The 15265-nt window shown below is 65.7% G+C and carries 12 protein-coding genes and 1 tRNA gene; 10 read left to right on the top strand and 3 right to left on the bottom strand.

What is annotated here, in order from left to right; translation table 11 throughout:
- Positions 1-78 precede the first annotated feature (78 nt).
- On the bottom strand, positions 79-3360 hold the full coding sequence (locus tag H9656_RS02035; RefSeq protein WP_191742611.1) for an autotransporter outer membrane beta-barrel domain-containing protein: 3282 nt from the start codon (positions 3358-3360) through the stop codon (positions 79-81).
- 313 nt (positions 3361-3673) lie between these two features.
- Between H9656_RS02035 and H9656_RS02040 the strand changes: the two genes are divergently transcribed.
- Positions 3674-4924, top strand: coding sequence for a glycosyltransferase (locus H9656_RS02040; protein ID WP_191742612.1), 1251 nt, complete (start codon positions 3674-3676; stop codon positions 4922-4924).
- A 109-nt stretch (positions 4925-5033) separates the two neighbouring features.
- Here H9656_RS02040 and H9656_RS02045 read toward each other — a convergent pair.
- A tRNA-Asp gene (locus H9656_RS02045) sits at positions 5034-5110 on the bottom strand.
- A gap of 94 nt (positions 5111-5204) precedes the next feature.
- On the bottom strand, positions 5205-6821 hold the full coding sequence (locus H9656_RS02050) for an AbgT family transporter (protein ID WP_191742613.1): 1617 nt from the start codon (positions 6819-6821) through the stop codon (positions 5205-5207).
- A gap of 208 nt (positions 6822-7029) precedes the next feature.
- Here H9656_RS02050 and H9656_RS02055 point away from each other — a divergent pair, with 208 nt between their 5' ends.
- The 9 genes from H9656_RS02055 (at position 7030) to nuoH (ending at position 15261) form a co-directional block, all read left to right on the top strand.
- Positions 7030-7407: an NADH-quinone oxidoreductase subunit A gene (locus H9656_RS02055; protein ID WP_191742614.1), complete on the top strand. Its 378-nt coding sequence runs from the start codon at positions 7030-7032 to the stop codon at positions 7405-7407.
- Entirely contained in the window at positions 7377-7976 is a 600-nt protein-coding gene (locus H9656_RS02060) for a NuoB/complex I 20 kDa subunit family protein (RefSeq protein ID WP_119412176.1), read from the top strand. Before H9656_RS02055 ends, H9656_RS02060 begins: the two co-directional genes overlap by 31 nt.
- A complete protein-coding gene (locus tag H9656_RS02065; protein WP_191742615.1) occupies positions 7973-8599 on the top strand; it encodes an NADH-quinone oxidoreductase subunit C in 627 nt (208 codons plus the stop codon). Before H9656_RS02060 ends, H9656_RS02065 begins: the two co-directional genes overlap by 4 nt.
- A gap of 92 nt (positions 8600-8691) precedes the next feature.
- Positions 8692-9870, top strand: coding sequence for an NADH-quinone oxidoreductase subunit D (locus H9656_RS02070; RefSeq protein WP_225212312.1), 1179 nt, complete (start codon positions 8692-8694; stop codon positions 9868-9870).
- The gene (nuoE, locus tag H9656_RS02075) at positions 9867-10541 is read left to right on the top strand and encodes an NADH-quinone oxidoreductase subunit NuoE (RefSeq protein ID WP_191742616.1); all 675 of its coding nucleotides are present in this window, start codon (positions 9867-9869) and stop codon (positions 10539-10541) included. Before H9656_RS02070 ends, nuoE begins: the two co-directional genes overlap by 4 nt.
- Entirely contained in the window at positions 10541-10810 is a 270-nt protein-coding gene (locus H9656_RS02080; RefSeq protein ID WP_119412174.1) for a hypothetical protein, read from the top strand. Before nuoE ends, H9656_RS02080 begins: the two co-directional genes overlap by 1 nt.
- A 6-nt stretch (positions 10811-10816) precedes the next feature.
- Complete coding sequence (gene nuoF / locus H9656_RS02085) at positions 10817-12130, top strand: NADH-quinone oxidoreductase subunit NuoF (protein ID WP_121483232.1); 1314 nt, start codon at positions 10817-10819, stop codon at positions 12128-12130.
- 5 nt (positions 12131-12135) lie between these two features.
- A complete protein-coding gene (gene nuoG, locus H9656_RS02090) occupies positions 12136-14181 on the top strand; it encodes an NADH-quinone oxidoreductase subunit NuoG (protein WP_191742617.1) in 2046 nt (681 codons plus the stop codon).
- Positions 14182-14184: 3 nt separating this feature from the next.
- Positions 14185-15261, top strand: coding sequence for an NADH-quinone oxidoreductase subunit NuoH (nuoH, locus tag H9656_RS02095; protein ID WP_121483230.1), 1077 nt, complete (start codon positions 14185-14187; stop codon positions 15259-15261).
- Positions 15262-15265 lie beyond the last annotated feature (4 nt).

Here is a 15265-nt window from a genome sequence, read left to right on the forward strand (position 1 = left end):
GAGAAGCGACGGCAAGATATGGAAAAGGCCGCCGGAACGAATCCGACGGCCTCTTTTGATCGGTAATCCGAAGAAGGATCAGAACTTGAAGCTGGCTCGCAGCAACAGGGTGTAGCGGACGTAGTCTTCCAGCAGCTCTGCGTCGCCAGTGATGGCGAGCATGCCCAGGTCGTTGCCGACGTTCAGGCGGAAGCCCAGGACCGGACCGCCGCCTTCGATGCTGGCGGGGGCCAGGGTGAAGGCGTCGCCGCCCGAAGCGAAGCGCGCGATGGTGCTCCCGGCGTCGACCGAGAAGTTCTGACGCCAGCCCAGACGGACCTCCGGACGGATCCAGTTGTCCTTGCCGAAGCCGTAGCCGATGTTGACGGCGGCGACGCCCGAGAACAGGTGGCCGTCGCGCTCGTCGATATCCAGATCGAAGCCGTCGCCGCCGCCACGTTCGGAACGGGCGTCCTCGCTCAGCGAGAAGTATTCGACGTAGGCCTCGGGGCGGATGTTCAGGCGACCGAAATGGCGCTCGTACGAAGCGCCGCCGGCGGCGGCCAGGGTGAAGCCGTTCCAGTCGGACTCGTTCTTCAGATTGACCCCGTCGGCGACCAACCTGCGCGTCGCATTGAACGAGGCGTAGCCGCCGGCTGCGCGGGCCCAGGTCGTCCAGAACTGGCCCTGAGCGCGCCAGTAGAGGCCGAGCTCCAGCAGGCTGGCCGACAGGACCTCCTCCGCCGCGGACTCCGGATCCTCCAGGTCGGACGAGGTGAAGGCCGCCGTCACGCCGAAGGCGCCCATGTCGGTGCCGCGCTCGACGCCGCCCGCCAGGCCGAAGCCCTCGGAACGGAAGCCGTAGGTGTCGGTCTTGTCCTTGTCGGCGTAGAAGTTGATCTCCTGCACCCAGGCGCTGGTCTCGCCCGGCGCGGCCGCGGCGTTGCGGCCGGTCAGGGCGCGAGTCACGGCGTCGACGCCGCTGGCCAGGGACAGCAGCGGTCCGCCCGAGTGGTCGGGCAGCAGCTGCTCGTAGACGTTGAAGAAGCCTTCACGATCGGTCTGGTTCAGCAAGGCCGCCCGGATCAGTTCATTGTCGGCCAGGCCCGCGTAAAGGACGTCGAAGGCGGCGGCTTCCGAGCCGATCATATTGGCCTCTTCGGCCGTGATCCTGCGCGCGTCGATCGACAGTTCGTTCGCCGTGACGTCGCCGATCTCGACGACGAAGGCGTAGGGCGAATTGGATTGCAGTTGCTCGGACGTCAGGTCGCCAGCGTTCAGATCACCCGCCTTGATCACCTTGAAGCTGGTCGTCCCCTCCGCGGCGATCAGGGAGTTGAAGCGAACGCCAAGGCTGCTGGCGCCGGCCAGGTCAGCCGACCCGGACACATTGTATCGGAACTCGTCGGCAGTCGCCTCGTCCAGAGTGACGATCAGCTTGCCGTCTTCGCCGACGTTCAGGCTGGAGATGTCCAAGCTCGCGGACTGCTGGGCATCCAGCACGCCCTTGGAGATGTCGATGTCGAGCAGGCCGTCGGCGTTCGACAGCTTGCCCCTGACCACAGCGCCGCCGCTGATCGACAGGCTGTCGGCGCCAGTCCCGAACGAGATGTCGCCGGTCACCGTGCCGTTGCGCACGTCCAGCACATCGGCGCCGGCGCCGAAGCGGATGTCGCCGACGATGGCCGGTTCATTGGCGTCTGGCACGCCGTCGCCGTCAGCGTCGGGCAGCTTGTGGTCCGGGATGACGACGCCGTCCTGAACCAAGGTGACGCCGGTCGTGTTGGCGCTGACATCCACAGCGATGGCCGAACCGGTGCGCTCGACATCCTTCTCGGGTGTGCCGAAGGCGATGATGCGGCCGGTGTTGTCGATGGTGGAGAGGGTCCCCGACTCATCGCGGATCGCCACGGCCGAACCCTTCGACCCGTTCACCGCAACGGCGATATTGCCCGAGTTCGAGACCGAACCGACATTGGCGCCGCTCTTGATCAGAACGCCGCTGGCAGTGTCGGCGTCGGAGGAGGTGATCGAGCCCTGAATGGCGCCGCGGTTGGAGATCGTGGGCAAAGAGGCGCCCTCGCCGACCAAGACCGTAGTGCTGTCTGCCGACACCGCAGAAGCGATGACCGTTCCTTCGTTGCGGAAGCCGCCGACGACCGTCACATCCTGGCCTGTGCCGCCGATCTGCACGGCCTTGGCGTCGATGTCCTTGTACACGCCCGTCGCTTCGATCGCGCCGCGGTTGATCAGGCCATAAGCGGAATCGCCTGTCCCGGCCGCGCCCAGAGTGATCGCGCTGTCGGCCGAGCCGACGAGCACGGCCGGCGCACCGCCGAAGGAGCGGATGGACGCAGTGGTTTCCTGGCTGTCCAAGATGCCGTCGCCGTCGCGGTCGTCGTCTTCGCGGTTCTTCTTGCCGTCGCCGTCGTCGTCTTCGTCGCCGTTCTTGACGCCGTCGCCGTCGTCATCGCCTTCGATGCCACCGGCGCCGTAGGACGGGGCGGTGTCAAACACGACCCCCTTGCCGACATCGCCCGCGATCCGAACAGCCGGACCGCCTTGCAGGAGGTCGTCGGCGTCGAGGTTCTCGAGGTAGACTTGGCCGGGCCACGGCTCGCCCGTGGTGGGCTTGGACGGCGGGGCCGCCGTATAGCGATAGCCGGTGGCGGTGACAGCGCCCTGGATCTTGACCTGACCGCCGACATCGCCGTCGATGGCCACGCCGGTCGAGTTCTCGCCGACCACGCCGACGCTGCCCAGCAGGGTGACATCGCCGCTGACATCGCCGGTCGTGCGGATGCCATACCCGTTGTCGCCGACAACGTTGATCTGACCCATGTTGACGATATTGCCGGTGAGCGGCGCTTCCACGGACAGGCCGGCGGAGTTGTTGCCCTCGACGCGAATGACGCCTGTGTTCTCGATTCGGATGTTGCCGGTCAGAGGCGCGTCGCCGGTGACGCGCACGCCGTAGCGGTTGTCGCCCTCGGCGAAGGGGCCATCCAGGTCGCCGTCCTTGTCGTCGTCCTTATACTCGTCGATCGCATCGGTGATGGTGATGGCGCCGCCGATGGTGATGTCGCCGGTGTTGCCGCCATTGGCCAGTATGCCGGTGGCGCCGTCGGCAGCCTTCAGCATGTCGATCTTGGAGCCGGCGTCGAGTTTGACGCTGTTGCTGGAATCGAGCGTCACCGCCGCTCCGGACGTGAGCGCGATGGAGCCGCCGCTGGCGATCCGCACGTCATCGCGCGCGCCATTGTTGGCTGTGGACGTGCTGATGGGCGTAGTGCGGCCGTTCGAGATGACCTGTTCGGCCTGGGCGCCGGCTGCGACGATCAGAGGAGCGATCGCTACAGCGGTCGCGAGCAGAATACGCATTGGTAATGAAACCCCTCGTGGTCGCACGCGCAAGGAATGAGGCGCCCCTCCTAACAGGGTCAGCACCCACATGCCCCAAGTTTCTTGAATTTGAGGCGAATGCAAGGCCTGGAGGTAGAGAGAGGAAGCTGAACGGCAGATGAAAATCCTGGCGACGCGCGTTACAAGCTCAGCCATATGCGCTTCCGGCTTGCAGCGTTGCCGCTGCCGGCGTTAGGGCGAGCAATCTGCCGGACGATGATTTGCACCGTCCCGCATCCAAAGCCGGAGCCTTGGCGTTAGCGTGAAGAAGTTCAGCGGAAAGGCCCAAGGCATGAGCGTCAGCCCCATCGATGTCCAGGAAAGCGAACTGCGTCTGTTTCCGGGCTTGGATGATGAGGTCGCCGCGACGCTTCGCGCGCTGAAGGCCTGCGCGGCGGAGGATCGCCCTCGGTTGGTGGACACCACCATGCTTTTTGCGCCGCGATCGGGCGGGGTGAAGCGATACCTGCTGTCCAAGAAGGCGTGGCTGGCCGAGAATCGCCCCGACGTGGCGCACAGTCTTGTCGTCCCCGGGGCCGGTTATCGGGCGAGTTCTGACGGCGTCGTGCGGTTGCAGGCCCCTAAGCTGCCTTTCGGGGACGGCTACCGTTGGCCCGGCTCGGTGCGCCGCTGGGGCGCATGGGTGTCGTCGCTCAATCCCGCGCTGATCGAAGCGGGCGACCCGTATACGCCGGGGCAGGGCGCGCTTGAGGCGGGCCAGAGGGTCGGCTGCCCGGTCGTGGGCTTCTGTCATTCGGATCCGGCGGCCCTGGCGGCGCTGCACTTTGGCGAGTGGGCGAAAAAGCCGGTGGAGAAGCGCTGGGCCAAACTGTTCTCTCAGTTCGATCGCGTGGTCTCGCCGAGCCGCTTCATTGCACAGCGCCTGGAAGAAGCCGGCGTGGGGGGCATCGTCGTCCGGCCCCTGGGCGTAGAGGTCGACACCTTCCATCCGGACCGTCGGGATCGCGACTGGCTGTTGAAGAAGCTGGGCCTGGGGGCAGACGCCCGATTGCTGTGCTTCGCCGGGCGTCCGGCCAAGGAGAAGAACGTCGGCGTGCTGATCGACGCGGTGCAGCGGCTGGGCGCGCCTTATCATCTGGTGCTGGTCGGCGCCGGTGCGGGAATGCCGCCGGAAGATCGCGTGATTTCCCTGCCGTATGAGAAGGACCCGCGCGCCGTGGCTCGCATCATCGCCAGCTGCGACGCCTTCGTGCACGCCAATGACAAGGAGCCGTTCGGCCTGATCGTGCTGGAGGCGATGGCCTGCGGGCGGGCCGTGGTCGGCGTCAACTCGGGCGGCGTCGCTGAGACTGTCGATGACAGCGTGGGGCAGTTGGCCGCCTCGGCCGACCCGGTCGACTACGCCGAAGCGATCGAGGCCCTGTTCGCGCGCGACGTCGAGGCGCTCGGCGCCGCGGCGCGGGTCAAGGCGGTCGAGCAGTTCGCCTGGAATCGCGTCTTCGAAGACCTGACGATGCTTTACGGCGAACTCACCGGCAAAGCCGCCTTCGTCACGCCGCGAGAGCGGTTGCCGCTCAACTAGCGCTTCGGCGCGGGAATCTGCGCGTGCGAAAGCCGCGCCAGCGTTCGAGTTCGATTTTCAGGAGAAGAGGGAAGGGCGGTGCGCCACTCCCTCAAAGCCTTGAGAGGAGTGGCGCGAGTGACGGGGCTCGAACCCGCGACCTCCGGCGTGACAGGCCGGCACTCTAACCAACTGAGCTACACCCGCGTTCCCATCCGAAGCGACTGTGCGCCCCGGCGAGGGGCGTCGTTTAGGCGGGGCTGCGCCGTACGTCAAGCGACGCGGCTGTGGATAAATCAAATCAGCGCGAAGACGACGGGGCGGCGGCTTGCGGCGGAGCGGCCGGGCCGGAAATTCCGCCGTCTGCGGGCAGTTGCGAAGCCGTGGCGGGAGGCGGCGGCTCGTAGTGCACGCCCACGCCCGGCCCAAGCGGCAGGTCCAGGGCCACCCACGACGCGACCATGATCAGGCCCGCAATCAGGAAGGCTCCTGCGTAAGGCAGCATGGTCGCCATCAGCGATCCCAGCCCGAATCTCGGATCCCAACGCTGGGCGAAAGTCAGGATCAGCGGGAAGTAGCTCATCAGCGGCGTGGCGATGTTGGTGACGGAATCACCCATGCGATAGGCGGCGGTCGTCATCTCGGGGCTGATGCCCAGCAGCATGAACATAGGCACGACGATGGGCGCCAAGGCCGACCACTTGGCCGAGGCCGAGCCGATGAACAGGTCGAAGATGCAGGACACCAGCACCACCATGATCAGCAGCAGAGGCGTCGGCAGGGCCAGTTCGCGCAGAGAAGCGGCGGCGTTGACCGCGAGGATGGGCCCCAGGCCCGACCAGTTGAACATGGCGACGAAGTGGGCGGCGAAGAAGGCCAGGACGATGTAGGGGGCCAGTTGGCTGATCCCCTCGCGCATCATCCGCACCAGGTCGTGGTGGGTCTTGATCGAGCCGGACCCGGCGCCGAAGGCCGCGCCCGCCATGAAGAAGGTCAGGGCGAAGAAGGCGACGAGCGAGCGATAGAGCGGGTTGAACTTTTGTTCCGGCTCGGCGTCTGCGTCGACGAAGGGGGATCCGGGCAGGAAGGTCACCGCGGCCCAGACGGCGATCATCGCCAGGATGGTCAGGCCGGCCCAGGCCAGGCCGCGCTTCTCGGCGGCGGTCAGGGGCGTCTTCTCTTCGGCCGCGACGGGGGCCGCGTCGTGCGGGATCCACGCGCCCAGGCGCGGCTCGATGACGCGGTCGGTCAGGAACCAGACGATGGGTGTGAAGACGATCACCACCCCGACGATGAAGAACCAGTTGCCCGCGATGCTGACGGCGTAGGATGGATCGATCAGATGGGCCGCCGGTTCGGTGATCCCCAGGATCAAGGCGTCGCTGGCGCCTGGGAAGAGGTTGCCCGCATAGCCGCCCGACACGGCGGCGAAGCCAGCGGCCAGGCCGGCGAGGGGGTGGCGGCCTGCGGCGGCGAAGATGACGGCCGCCAGTGGAATCACCACGACATAGGACGCGTCCGACGCGTGGTGCGACACCATGCCGGTGATCACCACGATCGGCGTCAGGATGAAGCGCGGCGCATTCAGCAGCGCGCCACGGATCGCTGTAGAAAACAGGCCTGTCCGCTCCGCCACCGACGCGCCGTAGATGATTGTGATGACGATCCCCAGCGGCGGGAAATCCGCCAGCGTGCGCGGCATGCCGATGAACAGCCGCTCTAGATTGGCGGGTGACAAAAGGCTCTGCGCCTGCAGCACCTCGCCGGTCACCGGATTGACCGCAGACCAGCCCAGGCCCGCGCCGACCAGGCTCAGCACGACCAGACCGAGGATCAGCCACAGGAACAGGAAGACGGGATCTGGCAGCCGATTGCCGATACGCTCGACGGTGTTCAGCAGGCGGGCGGCCAAGTTCATGCGCAAGCTCTGGGTTCAGGATAGGCGACAGCGCATTTCGCGGATCAGCGGCATAGGAGGCAATCGCGAAGGCTGCGGCAAATCGCGCAAAAAACTGCGAACCATTCGCAACAAAAAACCTTTGCCGACATGGGTTTGAACCCTGGCGAGGTTGGGTCTAAGAAGCCCCGAATCCGCCCCCTACCTCCCGGCGGGCGAGGCAGCTCGAATGAACGAATTTCTTCTAGAATATCTTCCGATCGTCGTTTTCCTGGGCATCGCCATCGTGCTCGGCGCCGGCTTCATGCTGGCGGCCTGGGTGTTGGCCCCCAAGAACCCCGATACCGAGAAGCTCTCGGCTTATGAGTGCGGCTTCAACGCCTTTGACGACGCGCGCATGAAGTTCGACGTGCGCTTCTATCTGGTGTCGATCCTCTTCATCATCTTCGACCTGGAAATCGCCTTCCTGTTCCCGTGGGCGGTGTCGATGTTCGATCTGTCGCACGGCGGCATGATTTTCGCCTTCTGGTCGATGATGGTCTTCCTGGGCGTCCTCACGGTCGGCTTCATCTATGAATGGAAGAAGGGAGCACTGGAATGGCAGTGATCGCCCCCTCTAGCCCCCTGGTCCCCGCCGGTTCGGCGGCGCGTTCGACCGTCGAGGGCTATGATCCCAAGATCCACGACAAGTTCTTCGAATCCGTCAATACGGAGCTGGGCGAGCGCGGCTTCCTGACGACCTCGCTGGACGACGTGATCACCTGGGCCCGCACGGGTTCGCTGATGTGGATGTCGTTCGGTCTGGCCTGCTGCGCCGTGGAGATGATCCACCTGTCGATGCCGCGCTTCGACCTGGAGCGTTTCGGCACCGCGCCGCGCGGTTCGCCGCGCCAGTCGGACCTGATGATCGTCGCCGGCACCCTGACCAACAAGATGGCCCCGGCCCTGCGCAAGGTCTATGACCAGATGCCGGACCCGCGCTACGTCATCTCGATGGGCAGCTGCGCCAACGGCGGCGGTTACTATCACTACAGCTACAGCGTCGTGCGCGGTTGCGATCGCGTGGTGCCGGTGGACGTCTATGTCCCGGGCTGCCCGCCGACCGCCGAGGCCCTGCTGTACGGCATCCTGCAACTGCAGAAGAAGATCCGCCGCACGGGGACCATCGAGCGATGAGCGAACTGGTGCGCGTTGCGGAGCGCGAATCCGCCCTGACGCCCCTGGGCACTGAAATGGTCGCGGCGCTCGGCGTCGAGGCCGTGGTGGCCTATGGCGAACTGACCCTGATCGCTCCGCGCGAGAAGATCGTCGAGATCATGACGGCCCTGCGCGATCAGTTCGGCTTCCAGCAGTGCATGGATGTCTGCGGCGCCGACTATCCCGACCGCGCCGAGCGGTTCGAAGTCGTCTATCACCTGCTGTCGCTGACCCGCGCCGCGCGGGTTCGCGTCAAGGTGTCGACCGATGAAGTGCAGCCGGTCCCCAGCGTGACGTCGGTCTATCCGTCGGCGGGCTGGTTCGAGCGTGAAGCCTTCGACATGTACGGCATGATCTTCTCGGACCACCCGGACATGCGCCGCATCCTGACCGACTACGGTTTCCAGGGGCACCCGCTGCGCAAGGACTTCCCGATGACGGGCTATGTCGAGGTCCGCTACGACGAAGAGCAGAAGCGCATCGTCTATGAGCCGGTGAAGTTGACGCAGGAATTCCGCAACTTCGACTTCCTGTCTCCGTGGGAAGGCGCCGACTATCCGACATCGGTCCTGCCGGGCGATGAAAAGGCGGGAGCGCAGTAATGGCCGACGTCAAGAACATGCCCGCGCCGCTCGGTTCGGCCATCGACCCGTTCGAGGACTACGAAGACGGCCTGACCCCGCACGCGCGGGCGATGGACGACCGCAAGTTCACCATCAACTTCGGCCCGCAACACCCGGCCGCGCACGGCGTGCTGCGTCTGGTGCTGGAGCTGGACGGCGAGCTGGTCACGCGCGTTGATCCGCACATCGGCCTGCTGCACCGGGGCACCGAGAAGCTGATGGAGGCGCGCACCTACCTCCAGAACATCCCCTACCTGGACCGGCTGGACTACGTCTCGCCGATGAACCAGGAGCACGCCTTCTGCCTGGCCATCGAGCGCCTGCTGGAGATCGACGTGCCGTATCGCGGCCAGCTGATCCGGGTCCTGTACTCGGAGATGGGCCGTATCCTGAACCACCTTCTGAACGCGACCATGCAGGCCATGGACGTGGGCGCCCTGACCCCGCCGCTGTGGGGCCATGAAGAGCGCGAGAAGCTGATGGTCTTCTACGAGCGCGCCTGCGGCGCTCGTCTGCACGCCAACTACTTCCGCCCGGGCGGCGTCCACCAGGACCTGACGCCCGAGCTGATCGACGACATCGGCCGCTGGTGCGCCGAGTTCCCGGCCGCGCTGAACGACATCGAAAGCCTGGTCACCGAGAACCGCATCTTCAAGCAGCGCAACGTCGACATCGGCGTGGTGTCCAAGGAGAACGCCCTGGCGTGGGGCTTCTCGGGCGTCATGCTGCGCGGCTCCGACATCGCCTGGGACCTGCGCAAGGCCCAGCCGTACGACTGCTACGCCGACATGGAGTTCGACATCGCCGTCGGCAAGAACGGCGACTGCTGGGACCGCTATCTGTGCCGCGTCGAAGAGATGCGCCAGTCGGTGCGCATCATGGAGCAGTGCATCCACAAGCTGCGCAACTGCCCCGGCGAGCCGGTCCTGACCGAAGACAACAAGATCGCCCCGCCGCGTCGCGGTGAGATGAAGCGTTCGATGGAAGCGCTGATCCACCACTTCAAGCTCTACACCGAGGGCTTCCGCACTCCGGAAGGCGAGGTCTATGCGGCCGTCGAGGCGCCGAAGGGCGAGTTCGGCGTCTATCTGGTGTCGGACGGCACCAACAAACCCTACCGCGTCAAGCTGTCGGCCCCTGGTTTCCGTCACCTGCAGGCGATGGACTGGATGAACCGCGGCCACATGCTGGCGGACGTGTCCGCCATCCTCGGCTCGCTCGACATGGTGTTCGGAGAAGTGGACCGATGAGCGTTCGTCGTCTCGCCAAGGAGCAACCGTCATCTTTCGAGTTTTCGAAGGAGACGATGGAAAAGGCTCAGTGGTGGATCAAGAAGTACCCGGAATCGCGTCGCCAGTCGGCGGTGATCCCGATCCTGTGGCTGGTCCAGAAGCAGGAAGGCTGGGTGTCCGAGCCTTCGCTGCGCGCCATCGGCGACCTGCTGGGCATGGCTTACATCCGGGTGCTGGAGGTCGCGACCTTCTACACCATGTTCCAGCTGACGCCGGTCGGTAAGACCGCGCTGATCCAGGTCTGCGGCACGACGCAGTGCATGCTGCGCGGCTCCAATGATCTGATGCGCGTGTGCCGCGAGAAGATCGGCCCCAAGGACGAGCTATCCGCCGACGGCCGCTTCACCTGGCAGGAAGTCGAATGCATCGGGGCCTGCTCGAACGCGCCGGTGGCCCAGATCAACGACCTCTATTACGAGGACCTGACGCCTGAGAATATGGCTCAGATCATCGATGATTTCGCGGCGGGCAAGACGCCGAAGGCGGGCAGCTATGTCGGCCGTCACACGTCTGAGCCTGTGGGCGGCGCGCGCGTTCTGACGGACCCGGCGCTGTACGACGGCTCGGCCGCCCAGAAGATTACGAAGCTGCCGAACTCGGAGCCTGTCGCTGAAAAGGCGCCGGCCTGATGGCGCGGCCGGACCTCGAAACAGAAGCGGGCAGGGCGGCCTATCGGGCCGAACTGCGTCGCGTGGGCTGGCGTCAGCGTTGGGCTGGCCTGGCTTGCATCGTGGTCGCGGCCGCATTGGTTATGTTCGCGCGCGACGGCCGTTTCGGCCTGACTGACAACGCGGTGATGGCGGCCTATGGCCTGTTGGCTATCGGATGGGTGCTGGTGATCTACGCCGTCTTCCAGCGCACCCGCCACCATAAACGCCGCATGGCGGAAGGACTTTAAGGGATCATGGTCGGCATCCTCCAAGACAAGGATCGGATCTTCACCAACCTCTATGGCTTCCACGATTGGGGCCTTGAGGGTGCGAAGAAGCGCGGCGCGTGGAACGCCACCAAGGACATGCTGGACCTTGGCGGCGACTGGATCATCAACAACGTCAAGAACTCGGGCCTGCGCGGACGTGGCGGCGCCGGTTTCTCGACCGGGCTGAAGTGGTCCTTCATGCCCAAGGAAGTGAAGGATCGCCCTCACTACCTGGTCATCAACGCAGATGAGTCCGAGCCCGCGACCTGCAAGGACCGCGAGATCATGCGTCATGATCCGCACCTGCTGATCGAAGGCGCTCTGATCGCCTCCTTCGCGATGAAGGCCCACGCCTGCTACATCTATCTGCGCGGCGAATACATCCTCGAGCGCGAGCGCATGGAAGCCGCCGTCAAGCAGGCCTATGAGGCCAAGCTGATCGGCGACGACAACGTCCACGGCTGGGATTTCCACGTCTATATCCACCACGGCGCCGGGGCCTACATCTGCGGCGAAGAGACGGCTCTGCTGGAGTCGCTGGAAGGCAAGAAGGGCCAGCCGCGCCTGAAGCCGCCGTTCCCGGCGGGCGCGGGCCTCTATGGTTGCCCGACGACCGTCAACAACGTCGAGTCGATCGCCGTGGTCGGCACCATCCTGCGTCGCGGCGCCGACTGGTTCGCGAGCTTCGGTCGTCCGAACAACACCGGCACCAAGCTGATGTCGCTGTCGGGTCACGTGAACACGCCCTGCGTGGTCGAAGAGGCCATGTCGATTCCGCTGCGCCAGTTGATCGAGGATCACGGCGGCGGCGTGCGCGGCGGCTGGGAAAACCTGAAGGCCATCATCCCCGGCGGCGCGTCCTGCCCGGTGATCACGCGCGAACAGGCCGAAGTCGCCCTGATGGACTTCGATTCCATGCGCGAGCATCGCTCGTCGCTGGGCACCGCCGGCGTGACGGTCATGGACCAGTCCACCGACATCGTGAAGGCGATCGCCCGCATCAGCTACTTCTTCAAGCACGAGAGCTGCGGCCAGTGCACGCCGTGCCGTGAAGGCACCGGCTGGATGTGGCGCGTGCTGGAACGCATGGCGATCGGCGACGCCGACCCGTCCGAGATCGACCTGCTGCTCGACGTGGCCGGTCAGGTCGAAGGTCACACCATCTGCGCCCTCGGCGACGCCGCCGCCTGGCCCGTTCAGGGCCTGATCCGGCACTTCCGTCACGAGATTGAAGAGCGCATCCACACCTACCGCAGCCGCCGCGCGAACTTCGCCGGCCACGCGATCGCGGCGGAGTAATCGTAATGCCTATCGCCAAGGTCAACGGCGTTGAAGTCGAGTTCGAACCGGGCATGACCGTGCTGCAGGTCGCCGAGCGCGCCGGGCAGGAAATCCCGCGGTTCTGCTACCACGAGCGCCTGTCCATCGCCGGCAACTGCCGCATGTGTCTGGTCGAGGTGAAGCCTGGACCGCCGAAGCCGCAGGCTTCGTGCGCGCTGCCGGCCGCCGACGGCCAGGAAATCTTCACCGACACGCCGATGGTGAAGAAGGCCCGCGAAGGGGTGATGGAGTTCCTGCTCATCAACCACCCGCTGGACTGCCCGATCTGCGACCAGGGCGGCGAATGCGACCTGCAGGACCAGGCTGTCGGCTACGGCCGTGACGGTTCGCGCTATGGCGAGAACAAGCGCGCGGTCGAAGAAAAGAACATGGGCCCGACGGTCAAGACGTTCATGACGCGCTGCATCCAGTGCACGCGTTGTGTTCGCTTCATCACCGAAGTGGCTGGCGTCCCGGACATCGGCATGATCTCGCGCGGCGAAAGCGCCGAGATCACGACCTATCTGGAAAAGAACATCGACAGCGAGCTGTCGGGCAACGTCAATGACCTGTGCCCCGTTGGAGCCCTGACGCACCGCCCCTGGCAGTACCACTACCGCCCGTGGGAGCTGAAGAAGACCGAGACCATCGACGTGATGGACGCGCTCGGCTCCAACATCCGCGCCGACTCGCGCGGCGCCCAGGTCATGCGCGTGCTGCCGCGCGTGAACGAGGGCATCAACGAGGAGTGGCTGTCGGACAAGAGCCGCTATGCCGTCGACGGCCTGCAGGCGCGTCGTCTGGACCGCCCGTGGGTGCGCGAAAACGGCAAGCTGCGGCCCGCTTCCTGGGACGAAGCCCTGTCGGTCGTGGCCGCAAGGATCAAGGCTGCCTCGGCTGACCGCATCGGCGCCATCGCCGGCGATCTGCAGGACGCCGAGTCGATGAAGGCGACGCTGGACCTGTTCCGCGCGCTGGGCTCGGCCAACACCGACTGCCGTCAGGACGGCGCGGCTATGGGCGGCGAGGCTCGTGAGAGCTGGCTGTTTAACTCCGGCCTGCAAGGCATTGAAAACGCTGACGCCATCCTGATCGTCGGCGCCAATCCGCGTACGGAAGCGCCGCTGCTGAACGCGCGCATCCGCAAGACCTGGCTGAAGGGCGGCGTCGAAATCGGCGTCATCGGCCCGCAGGCTGACCTGACCTACGACTACGCCTGGCTGGGCGCCGGTTCGAAGACCCTGGGCAAGCTGCCCAAGGCCGCGACCGACTTCCTGACCAAGGCCGAACGTCCGGCGATCATCGTCGGCGCGGGCGCCCTGACCGGCGAGACCGGCCCGGCCGTGCTGAACGCCCTGGGCGCGCTGGCCAAGAAGGTCGGCGTGGTCAAGGACGGCTGGAACGGCTTCAACGTCCTGCACACCGCCGCCGCGCGCGTCGGCGGTCTGGACATGGGCTTCCTGCCGGGCGAGGGCGGTCTGGACGTGGCCGGCATGCTGAAGCCGGGCGCGCTGGACGTGCTGTTCCTGCTGGGCGCCGACGAGGTGAACGCGGACGCCTCGGGCGCCTTCCGCGTCTATCTGGGCTCTCACGGCGATCGCGGCGCGCACGGCGCGGACGTGATCCTGCCGGGCGCGGCCTACACCGAGAAGTCGGGCCTGTACGTCAACACCGAGGGCCGGGTTCAGATGGCCGAACGCGTGGTCTTCCCGAAGGGCGAGGCCAAGGACGACTGGGCCATCATCCGCGCCCTGTCGGAACGCGTCGGCTGCAAGCTGCCGTTCGACACCCTCGACCAGCTGCGCACGAAGCTGATGGGCGACCATCCGACCTTCGGCCGCATCGACTATCTGGCTCCGGCCGCGACGTTCGACGTCGCCAAGCTGGGCGCCAAGGGGGACCTGGGCGACGTCGCCTTCGTCTCCGTCATCGCCGATCCCTACCTGACCAACCCGATCGCGCGCGCCAGTGAAACCATGGCCCAACTGTCCGCTGAGCGGACGGCGCCGGTCGCCCTGGCGGCGGAGTAAGACATGGACGCTGCGACTTCCTTCTGGGCCACCCCCGTCGGCTGGACCCTCGCCACTCTGGGCGGGATCCTGCTGGTCGTGGTCGGCATCCTGATCTCCCTGGCCTTCCTGCTGCTGGCCGACCGCAAGATCTGGGCGGCCGTTCAGCTGCGCAAGGGTCCGAACGTGGTCGGCCCCTTCGGCCTGCTGCAGTCCTTCGCCGACTTCTTCAAGTTCGTGCTGAAGGAGATCGTCATCCCGGCCGGGTCGGACAAGGTGGTCTTCATCCTGGCCCCGCTGATCAGCTTCGTGCTGGCCTTCATCGCCTGGGCGGTGATCCCGTTCGCGCCGGGCTGGGTGGTGTCGGACCTGAACGTCGGCATCCTGTACATCCTCGCGATCAGCTCGCTGGGCGTGTACGGCATCATCATGGGCGGCTGGGCTTCGAACTCGAAGTATCCGTTCCTGGGGTCGCTGCGTTCGGCGGCGCAGATGGTGTCCTATGAGGTCTCGATGGGCCTCATCATCATCAACGTCATCCTGCTGGCCGGGACGATGAACCTGACGGAGATTGTGACCCAGCAACAGGGTTGGATCTGGAACTGGAACGCCTTCGGCGGCGGCCTCGAGACCCTGCCGACGATCATCGTCATGCTGCCGATGACGATCGTCTTCTTCATCTCGGCCCTGGCCGAGACCAACCGCCCGCCGTTCGACCTTCCGGAAGCGGAGTCGGAGCTGGTGGCCGGTTATCAGGTCGAGTATTCCTCGACCCCGTACCTGCTGTTCATGATCGGCGAGTACGCCAACATCGTCTTCATGTGCGCCATGATCACCCTGCTGTTCTGCGGCGGGTGGAATCCGGGCTTCCCGACCGACTTCCTGAACAGCGTCCCGGCCTTCGTCGCCAACCTGTTCTACCTGGCGGTCTTCGCCGTGAAGGTGGTCTTCTGGTTCTTCATGATCGCCCTGGTGAAGGCCTTCGTGCCTCGCTACCGCTATGACCAACTGATGCGTCTGGGCTGGAAGATCTTCCTGCCGGCCTCGCTGGTGGCCGTGGTCTTTGTGGCGGCGTGGCGCGTGTTCGCGGTGGGCGGCTGATGAG

The organism is Brevundimonas guildfordensis, from assembly GCF_014836405.1.
In the GTDB taxonomy this organism is placed as follows: Bacteria; Pseudomonadota; Alphaproteobacteria; order Caulobacterales; family Caulobacteraceae; genus Brevundimonas; species Brevundimonas guildfordensis.